General features: G+C 68.8%; 8 protein-coding genes. 4 read left to right on the forward strand and 4 right to left on the reverse strand.

Translation table 11 applies throughout. The features are described from left to right. The coding region (locus EQG76_RS00890) for an amino acid ABC transporter permease (RefSeq protein WP_159709750.1) at positions 1 to 745 on the forward strand (745 nt) is incomplete at its 5' end. A 14-nt stretch (positions 746 to 759) separates the two neighbouring features. Further along, positions 760 to 1503, forward strand: coding sequence for an amino acid ABC transporter ATP-binding protein (locus tag EQG76_RS00895; protein ID WP_321573421.1), 744 nt, complete (start codon positions 760 to 762; stop codon positions 1501 to 1503). Positions 1504 to 1564: 61 nt separating this feature from the next. On the opposite strand, the gene EQG76_RS00900 is transcribed toward EQG76_RS00895, so the two are convergent. Further along, positions 1565 to 1720 (reverse strand): entericidin A/B family lipoprotein, encoded by a 156-nt coding sequence (locus EQG76_RS00900; RefSeq protein ID WP_159709752.1) that lies wholly within the window; start codon positions 1718 to 1720, stop codon positions 1565 to 1567. Between the two features lie 128 nt (positions 1721 to 1848). Between EQG76_RS00900 and EQG76_RS00905 the strand changes: the two genes are divergently transcribed. Together EQG76_RS00905 and ygfZ are read left to right on the forward strand one after the other, a co-directional pair. Beyond that, positions 1849 to 2976, forward strand: a complete 1128-nt coding sequence (locus EQG76_RS00905; RefSeq protein WP_159709754.1) for a glycosyltransferase — start codon at positions 1849 to 1851, stop codon at positions 2974 to 2976. Positions 2977 to 3048: 72 nt separating this feature from the next. Continuing rightward, positions 3049 to 3921: a CAF17-like 4Fe-4S cluster assembly/insertion protein YgfZ gene (ygfZ, locus tag EQG76_RS00910; protein WP_159709756.1), complete on the forward strand. Its 873-nt coding sequence runs from the start codon at positions 3049 to 3051 to the stop codon at positions 3919 to 3921. Here ygfZ and ppdK read toward each other — a convergent pair. From ppdK to EQG76_RS00925, 3 genes are all read right to left on the reverse strand, one after another. Further along, positions 3918 to 6587, reverse strand: coding sequence for a pyruvate, phosphate dikinase (gene ppdK / locus EQG76_RS00915; RefSeq protein WP_159709758.1), 2670 nt, complete (start codon positions 6585 to 6587; stop codon positions 3918 to 3920). The genes ygfZ and ppdK overlap by 4 nt on opposite strands. Positions 6588 to 6626: 39 nt before the next feature. After that, a complete protein-coding gene (gene glyS, locus EQG76_RS00920; RefSeq protein ID WP_159709760.1) occupies positions 6627 to 8726 on the reverse strand; it encodes a glycine--tRNA ligase subunit beta in 2100 nt (699 codons plus the stop codon). Then, the coding region (locus EQG76_RS00925; RefSeq protein ID WP_159709762.1) for a glycine--tRNA ligase subunit alpha at positions 8719 to 9375 on the reverse strand (657 nt) is incomplete at its 5' end. The genes EQG76_RS00925 and glyS, both read right to left, overlap by 8 nt.

Below are 9375 nucleotides of genomic sequence, written 5' to 3' on the forward strand. Positions count from 1 at the left end.
GAAGCAGAAGCTGCTCTACGGGGCAGGGGTGCTGATCGTCCTGCCGATCGTGGCCAGCCTGATCCTGGAGGGCGGCTGGGGTGGCCTCCAGCTGGTCGAGACCAATCTCTGGGGCGGCTTGTTCCTGACCCTGCTGATCTCGTTCGTCGGCATCGCTGCCAGCCTGCCGATCGGCATCCTGCTGGCACTCGGCCGGCGCTCCAACATGCCGATCATCAAGGCCCTGTGCGTGACGCTGATCGAGATCGTCCGCGGCGTGCCGCTGATCACCGTGCTGTTCATGGCCTCGGTCATGCTGCCGCTGTTCTTCCCGCCGGGCTGGTCGATCGACAAGCTGGCACGGGCATTGATCGGCGTGTCGATCTTCAGCGGCGCCTACATGGCTGAGGTGATCCGTGGCGGCCTGCAGGCGATCCCCAAGGGCCAATACGAGGCCGCAGAGGCGATGGGGCTGAGCTACTGGCAGAGCATGGGGCTGATCATCCTGCCGCAGGCGCTGCGTCTCGTGATCCCCGGCATCGTCAACACCTTCATCGGCCTGTTCAAGGATACCTCGCTGGTGCTGATCATGGGGCTCTACGACCTGCTGGGCATCGCCCGAATGATCGTGGCCAGCCCGGAATGGCTGGGCCGCTCAATCGAGACCTATGTCGCTGCGGGGTTCGGCTTCTGGATCTTCTGCTACGCCATGTCCCGGTACAGCCAGCGCCTGGAGCGCAAGCTGCATACCGGCCACAAGCATTGACGGAGAGGGCGCGCATGAGCAGCGGGGCTATGATCCAGCTGGACCAGGTCAACAAGTGGTACGGCCAGTTCCACGTGCTCCGGAATGTAAACCTGTCCGTCGAGAAGGGGCAGAAGGTCGTGGTCTGCGGGCCGTCGGGCTCCGGCAAGTCGACCATGATCCGCTGCATCAACCGGCTGGAGGAGCACCAGCAGGGCCGCATCGTGGTGAACGGGATCGAGCTGACCTCGGACGTGAAGAACGTCGACGCGATCCGCCGCGAGGTCGGCATGGTGTTCCAGCACTTCAACCTGTTCCCGCATCTGACCGTGCTGGAGAACCTGACGCTGGCGCCGATCTGGGTGCGCAAGACTCCCAAGGCGGAGGCGGAGGCGATCGCGCGCCATTACCTGGAACGGGTGCGCATTCCCGAGCAGGCCGACAAATATCCGGGCCAGCTCTCGGGCGGCCAGCAGCAGCGTGTCGCGATCGCCCGGGCCTTGTGCATGAAACCGCAGATCATGCTGTTCGATGAGCCGACCTCGGCGCTCGACCCGGAAATGGTCAAGGAGGTCTTGGACACCATGGTGTCGCTGGCCAACGAAGGCATGACCATGATCTGCGTGACCCACGAGATGGGCTTCGCCAAGGCGGTCGCAGACTTCGTGGTGTTCATGGACAAGGGCGAGGTCGTCGAGCAGGCAGCGCCAACCGAATTCTTCGGCAACCCGCGCAGCGACCGGACCAAGCTGTTTCTCAGCCAGATCCTGGCGCACTGAAAGGTGCGCCGTCCCGGTGGCCGGCCGCACCGGACCGCCCGCCAGGACGGCGCTGTCGTGCTTACAGCTGGTCCTTGACGTCCTCGGCACTGTCAGAGAGCGCGTCACCGCCGGCGCTGATGTCCTCGCCGGCACCGCTGATGGTGTTGCAGGCAGCAAGGGAGCCGGCCATGAGGCCGAGCATCATCATGGTGAACAGGATACGGCGGATCGACATGGCTGAACTCCTCGGGTCTGGATGTTCGCCGCGCATATGTCCTACGGCGGCGCGGGTGTAGGATGAACATCCACCCGTGCGAAGCGTTCCCGATATGTCATAACTAGTCTACCCGGTAATATACCGTCGTGCCCGACACACCCACACCCGCCGTGCTCGTCTACCGGGATCGCCTGCTGGCGCCGCCGGAAGGATTCGTCCCCCGCCAGTATCTGGCGTTCACCGAGCTGCGCCCGGTATTCCTGGGTTGCCGCCGCGACGCCGGCTTCACCGACCTGACGCACGAGGCTGCAATCCTGGGCGCGTTGCCCGGCGTGCAGCCCTGGCAGGTGCCCCTGTTCCGCCAGGCCGGGATCGTCCCGGACCGGCTCCTGCGCTGGGCGCGCGGCCATGACGTGCGCATCGTCCATGCCCAGTTCGGCCGCGGTGGTGCCCTAGCACTACCGATCGCCCGGGCGCTGGGCGTGCCGCTGGTGGTGACGTTCCATGGCGGCGATGCCAGCAAGCGCAGCCATTTCCGCCGTTCCTGGCCGTTCCGCACGATCTTCCAGCGGCGCTGGCCGGACCTGCAGCGCGAGGCCAGCAAGTTTCTATGCGTCTCAGGCTTTGTGCGCCGGCTCCTGCTGGAGCGCGGCGTGCGCGAGGACCTGCTGAGCGTCCATCATCTGGGCGTGGAGATGCCGCCCATGCCGCCGGCCACCCGGCCGCGCGGCAACCGGCTGCTGTGCGTCGGCCGCCTGGTGCCCAAGAAGGGTTTTGCCGATGCCATCGCGGCCCTGGCCGCCGCGCGTGTCCGGGGCCACGATGTGGAACTGGACGTGATCGGAGACGGCCCCTTGCGCGCCGACCTGGCGGCCGCCGCCTCCGGTCACCCTGTCCGCTTCCTGGGCTGGCAGCAACCGGACCAGGTCGCGGCCGCCATGGCGGAGGCCATGGCCCTGTTGGTGCCGAGCCGGGTGGCGGCCAGCGGCGATGCCGAGGGCCTGCCGACCGTGGTGCTCGAGGCGCAGGCGCGCGGCCTGCCGGTGATCGCGACCCGCCATGCCGGAATCCCGGAGGCGGTGAGCCACGACGTAACTGGCTTGCTCGCGGCCGAAGGCGACGTCGCGGCCCTGGCGGACGCGATCGGCCGGCTTGCCGGCGACGAGCATCTCTGGCAGCGCCTGCGCGACCAGGCGCTGCATTCGGTGCGCGCGGAGTTCGACGCGGTGCGCCAGTCCCAGCGCCTGGAGCGCCGCCTCCTGGCATTGCTCTAGCGCCGCGGCTTGCACCACCGGTCGATCGACCCGACATTCCCCACGGATGGGCAGCAGAACCGAGGAGGAAGCATGGACGGTCTGGTCGCCGTCGAACTGGACGGGCGCGCGGTGCTCCGCATCGGCGGCCCGGACCGCACCGGCTTCCTGCAGAACCTGGTCAGCGCCGACGTGACCCGGGTGGCTGGCGGGCATGCCGTTTGGAGCGCCCTGCTCACCCCTCAGGGCAAGTACCTGGCCGACTTCTTCCTCTACCCGTCCGAGGACAGCTTCCTGCTGGATACGGAGGCCGAACTCGCGGCCGACCTCCTGCGGCGCCTCACCCTCTACCGGCTGCGTGCCAAGGTCACCATCGAGCAGCCGGAACCGGCGCTGCGGGTGTTCGCGCTGCTGGGCGGCGGTGCTGCGGCCGCCGTCGGCCTTCCTTCGGAGCCAGGTGCCTGCCGTTCCGTGCCGGGCGGCATCGCTGCCGTGGACCCGCGGCCCGTGGAACTCGGTGTGCGGATGGTGAGCGACCGAATGCCGGAGCTGCCGATGGCCCGGCCCGGCAGTTTCACGGACTGGGACCGCGCCCGGCTGGCCGCGGGCGTGCCAGACGGCACCCACGACCTAGTGGTCGAAAAGACCACCCTCCTGGAAGCCGGCTTCGACGAGCTGGGCGGCGTAGACTTCGCCAAGGGCTGCTATGTCGGGCAGGAACTCACCGCGCGCATGAAGTATCGCGGCCTCCTGAAGAAGCGGCTCCTGCCGGTGGCGATCGATGGCGAAGCTCCGCCTCCGGGCACGCCACTGCTGGGCCCGGACGGCCGCGAGGCCGGCGAGATGCGCTCCTCCTGCGGGGAGCTGGGACTGGCGCTGGTGCGGCTGGAAGCAGCCGACCAGGAGCTCAGCGCCGGTGCTAGCCGGCTCCAGGTGCGCCGGCCGGCCTGGCTACCGCCTGGCTAGTTCGGCCGGGTGCGGATCGCCGCCTGGGCTGCCGCCAGCCGGGCGATCGGCACGCGGTAGGGCGAGCAGGACACATAGTCCAGGCCGACCTCGTGGCAGAAGGCCACGGAGGCGGGATCGCCGCCATGCTCGCCGCAGATGCCGAGCTTGAGGTCCGGCCGCTTCGCCCGGCCGCGCTCCTTGGCGATCCGGATCAGCTCGCCCACGCCGTCCTGGTCCAAGGTCTGGAACGGGTCGGCCTGGAAGATGCCTTCCTGCAGGTAGCGCTCCATGAACTTGCCGCTGTCGTCGCGCGACAGGCCCAGCGCCATCTGGGTCAGGTCGTTGGTGCCGAAGCTGAAGAAGGCGGCGTGCTCGGCGATGGCGGCGGCCTGCAGTGCTGCCCGCGGCAGCTCGATCATCGTCCCGATCAGATAGGTCAGCTCGCGGCCGCTCTCGCCGATCACCTGCCGCGCCGTCGCTTCGACCCGGCCCTTGATCAGCTCCAGCTCGCGCGCCATGCCGATCAGCGGGATCATCACCTCCGGAATGACGGTCTCGCCCGTCCTGCCCCAGACCTCGACCGCCGCCTCGAAGATGGCGCGCGCCTGCATCTCGTAGATCTCGGGGAACAGCACGCCCAGCCGGCAGCCACGCAGGCCCAGCATCGGGTTGGCCTCGGTGAGCTCGGCCAAGCGCCGCTTGACCACCTTGGGCTCGACCCCGGCAGCCGCCGCCACCTCGGTGATCTCGTGCGGCTCATGCGGCAGGAACTCGTGCAGCGGCGGGTCGAGCAGCCGGATGGTAACTGGCAGGCCCTGCATGATGGTGAACAGCTCGACGAAGTCTCGGCGCTGCATTGGCAGGATCTTGGACAGGGCACGGGTGCGCCCTGCCCCGTCCTCGGCCAGGATCATCTCGCGCATCGCCAGGATGCGCTCGTCCTGGAAGAACATGTGCTCGGTGCGGCAAAGCCCGATGCCCTCGGCGCCGAACCGCCGCGCCGCGCGCGCATCCAGCGGCGTCTCGGCATTGGTGCGGACCTTGAGGGTGCGCGCGCGGTCGGCCCACTCCATCAGCGTGGCGAACTCGCCGGAGAGCTGCGGCTCCACGGTCGGCACCTTGCCCAGCATCACCGTGCCGCTGCCGCCGTCCACCGTAATCAGGTCGCCCTCGACCACCTTGGTGCCGCGCACGTAGAAGCAGCGATTCTCGTAGTCGATCAGCAGGTCGCCGGCCCCGCACACGCAGGCCTTGCCCATGCCGCGTGCCACCACCGCCGCGTGGCTGGTCATGCCGCCCCGGCTGGTGAGGATGCCTTCCGCCGCATGCATGCCGTGGATGTCGTCGGGCGAGGTCTCGATCCGGACCAGGATCACCTTCTCGCTGGCCGCGGCCCGGCGCTCGGCCACGTCCGCCGAGAACACGACCTTGCCGGACACCGCACCCGGTGAGGCCGGCAGGCCCTTGCACAGGATGGTCTTCTCGGCCTTGGGGTCGAGGGTCGGATGGAGCAACTGGTCGAGGGAGGCCGGGTCCACCCGGAGCACCGCCTCCTCCTCGGTGAGGATGCCGGCCTGCGCCATCTCCACCGCGATCTTGAGCGCTGCCTGCGCGGTGCGCTTGCCGGTGCGGGTCTGCAGGACGAACAGCTTGCCCTTCTCGATGGTGAACTCGATGTCCTGCATCTCCCGGTAGTGCCCTTCCAGTTTCTGGAAGAGCGCCGTGAGCTCAGCATAGGACTGGGGCAGCACCTCCTCCATGGACGGCAGGTCATTGCCGTCCTGCTCTCCCATCCTGCGGGTGAGCGGCTGCGGCGTGCGGATGCCGGCGACCACGTCCTCGCCCTGGGCGTTGACCAGGAACTCGCCGTAATAGGCGTTCTCGCCGGTGGACGGGTTGCGGGTGAACGCCACGCCCGTGGCGCAGTCATTGCCCATGTTGCCGAACACCATGGCCTGCACGGTGACGGCCGTGCCCATGGCGGCGGAGATGTCGTGGAGCCGCCGGTAGGTGACGGCGCGCGGCGTCATCCAGGAGCCGAACACCGCACCGATCGCCGCCCAGAGCTGGTCCTTGGGGTCCTCGGGAAACGGCCGGCCGGTCTCCTTCCGGACGATCGCCTGATACTGGCGGACCAGTTCCTCCAGGTCCTCGGCGCCGAGGTCGGTGTCGAACCTGGCGCTGCGGTCGCGCTTGAGGTCCTCCAGCGCCTCCTCGAAGAGGTAGTGGTCGACACCCAGCACCACGTCGCCGAACATCTGGATGAAGCGGCGGTAGCTGTCGAAGGCGAAGCGGCGGTCGCCGCTGCCCTTGGCGAGCCCCTCGACGGTCCGGTCGTTCAGGCCGAGATTTAGGACGGTGTCCATCATGCCCGGCATGGAGACTGGCGCGCCGGAGCGGACCGAGACCAGCAGCGGCTGCTCGGGATCACCGAAACCGCGGCCGAGCATCTGCTCGACCCTGCCCAGCGCTGCCGCAACCTGGTCGGCCAGCTCGGCCGGGTAGTTCTTCCCGTTGGCGTAGTAGTGCGCGCAGACCTCGGTGGTGATGGTGAAGCCCGGCGGCACCGGCAGGCCCAGCTTGGCCATCTCGGCGAGGTTGGCGCCCTTGCCGCCCAAGAGCTGCTTCATGCCCGCAGCACCTTCGGCCGAGCCGCCGCCAAAGCCGTAGACCCATTGCGCCATGCTCAACCTCGTCCCCTTGCTGCCGTGCAGCCGTCCGTCTCAGGTCCGGGCGGCTGCGCCCGGACTGTCCTCGACCGCGCCGAAATCCGCTACCGCACTTAGTGCAGCCTGAATGGTGGACAACAGGAACAGTCGATTTCGCCGCAGGGCGGCATCATCCACGTTCACCAGCACCTTGTCGAAGAACTGGTCCAGCACGGGACGCAGGGCCGCGAGCGCCGCCATGGCGCGGCCGTAATCCTCGGCCGCCAGCGCCGAATCGATCTCGCTGCCAGCGGCATCCAGGCCTGCAGCCAGTGTTCGCTCGGCCGGATCGACCAGCAGATCCGCGGCCGGGCGGCCGGCATAGCTGGCCCGGTCCTTCTTCTCCTCGATCCGCACGATATTGGTGGCACGGCGCCAGGCGGCCAGGAGGTTGGCGCCGTCCTCGGTGGCCAGAAAGCCCTGCAGCGCAGCCACCCGGGCCAGGATCCGCACCAGATCGTCGTCACCGCCCTGGGCCACCACCGCCAGGATCAGGTCGTGCCGGACGCCCGAAGCCCGCTGCTGGACCTGCAGGCGGTCGATGAAGAAGCCCAGCAGCTCCCGGCTGAGTGCTGCCGCGTCGACACCTGAGAAGCGCTGGCCATAGAGCCTATGCGCCTGGGCGAACAGCTCCAGGAGCGGCAGGCGCAGCCGGTTCTCGACGATCAGCCGGATCACGCCCAGCGCTGCACGGCGCAGGGCGAACGGGTCCTTCGAGCCGGTCGGCCGGATGCCGGCGGCGAAGAAGCCGGTCAGCGTGTCGATCTTGTCGGCCAGCGCCACCGCGACCGAAACAGGAGCGGACGGGCAGAGGTCGTCCGGACCCTTGGGCGCATAATGCTCCGCCACGGCCTGGGCCACCGCGTCCGGCTCACCCTGGTGACGAGCATAATAGCCGCCCATCACCCCCTGGAGCTCCGGGAACTCACCGACCATGCCGGTCACGAGGTCGCACTTGGCCAGCAGGGCCGCCCGCTCCGCCGCCAGCCGGTCGCCCTCGGGGATCAGGCCGGCGATGAAGCCGGCCAGCGCCACCAGACGCTGGACCTTGGCCTCGAGTGTGCCGAGCTCGGCATGGAACACCATGCGGCCGAGCTGCGGCAGGCGAGCCTCCAGTGGCTGCTCGCGGTCCTTGGCCCAGAAGAACTTGGCATCCCACAGCCGCGCGCGCAGCACCCGTTCGTTGCCGGCTATCACCGCAGCACCGCCGTCCAGCGTCTCACGGTTGGCGACGAACACGAACCGGTCGCCCAGCGAGCCGTCGGCCCTGCGGGTGGCGAGGTATTTCTGGTGCTCGCGCATGGAGGTCACCAGCACTTCGGCCGGCAGCTCCATGAAGCTGGCCTCGATCCGGCCGATCAGCGGCACCGGCCACTCCGCCAGTCCCTTGAGCTCCTCGACGAGGCCAGGATCCTGCTCCAGCGTCAGCCCGGCGCCGCTGGCCAGCTCAGCGGCCCTGGCGAGGATCAGCTCGCGGCGCCGGTCCTGGTCGAGCATGACCTTGGCCGCCTCCAGCTTCGTCGCGAAGTCGGCGAAGCTTGTGACCTCGATCGGTCCTGGCGCCATAAAGCGATGGCCGAAGCTGGTGCGGCCGGCGACCAGGCCGGCGAATTCCACCGGCACTACCTCGCCGTCCAGGACGCAGAGGATGGACTGGAGCGGGCGCACCCAGCGCGCCTCGCCCGTGCCCCAGCGCATGGATTTCGCCCAGGGAAACTGCGCCAGCACCCGCTCGACCAGCGGCTTGACGACCTGGCCGGCCGGCAGACCTGGCTGGTCGGAGAGCGCATAGAGCACCACGCCCTTCTTGCCCTCGTCGCGCTCCTCCAGTCGGTAGTCCTGGCCGGCCAGGCTGGCGAAGAAGCCGTCCTTCGCGCGCTGGGGCGCATCCACCCTGGGCCCGCGCTTCTCGACCACCCGGTCCGCCTGGCGGGCGGGCAGCCCATCCGCCACCAGCGCCAGGCGGCGCGGCGTGGCGAAGCTGCGGATGTCGACGGGGCTGAGCCCGGCCTCGGCCAGCCCTGCCCCGATCAGGCGCGCCAGGTCGGCGCGCGCCTGGTCCTGCATTCGCGCCGGGATCTCTTCGGAGAACAACTCGAGCAGCAGCTCAGCCACGGGCCGCCTCCCCGGTCTGGGTGGCGAGCCATGCCTCGGCGCAGCCCTTGGCCAATGCCCGCACCCGGCCGATATAGGCTTGCCGCTCGGTCACCGAGATGACGCCGCGTGCGTCCAGGAGGTTGAACAGGTGGCTGGCCTTCAGGCACTGGTCGTAGGCCGGCAGCGGCAGGTTCCGCGCCAGGATGCTCTGGCAGTGCCGTTCCGCATCGTCGAAGTGGCGGAACAGGATCTCGGTGTCGGCGTACTCGAAGTTGAACGCCGAATATTCGCGCTCGGCCTGGTGGAAGACCTGGCCGTAGGTGAAGCCCTTGCCGTTGAAGTCCAGGTCGTAGACGTTCTCCACGCCCTGGATGTACATGGCGAGCCGCTCCAGCCCGTAGGTCAGCTCGCCCGACACCGGCCGGCAGTCGATGCCGCCCACTTGCTGGAAATAGGTGAACTGGCTGACCTCCATCCCATCGCACCAGACCTCCCAACCGAGGCCCCAGGCGCCGAGTGTCGGACTTTCCCAATCGTCCTCGACAAAGCGCAGGTCGTGCATCTCCGGATCGACGCCCAGCGCATAGAGCGAGCGCAGGTAGAGCTCCTGCAGGTCCGGCGGCGACGGCTTCAGGATCACCTGGAACTGGTAGTAGTGCTGCAGCCG

Source organism: Geminicoccus flavidas, from assembly GCF_009806515.1.
Taxonomy (GTDB): domain Bacteria; phylum Pseudomonadota; class Alphaproteobacteria; order Geminicoccales; family Geminicoccaceae; genus Geminicoccus; species Geminicoccus flavidus.

What these genes read in the sequence shown, in the direction of transcription:
- EQG76_RS00895 (WP_321573421.1), top strand. Translation starts at nt 760, where the DNA reads ATGAGCAGCGGGGCTATGATCCAGCTGGACCAGGTCAACAAGTGGTAC.
- EQG76_RS00900 (WP_159709752.1), bottom strand. Translation starts at nt 1,720, where the DNA reads ATGTCGATCCGCCGTATCCTGTTCACCATGATGATGCTCGGCCTCATG.
- ygfZ (WP_159709756.1), top strand. Translation starts at nt 3,049, where the DNA reads ATGGACGGTCTGGTCGCCGTCGAACTGGACGGGCGCGCGGTGCTCCGC.
- ppdK (WP_159709758.1), bottom strand. Translation starts at nt 6,587, where the DNA reads ATGGCGCAATGGGTCTACGGCTTTGGCGGCGGCTCGGCCGAAGGTGCT.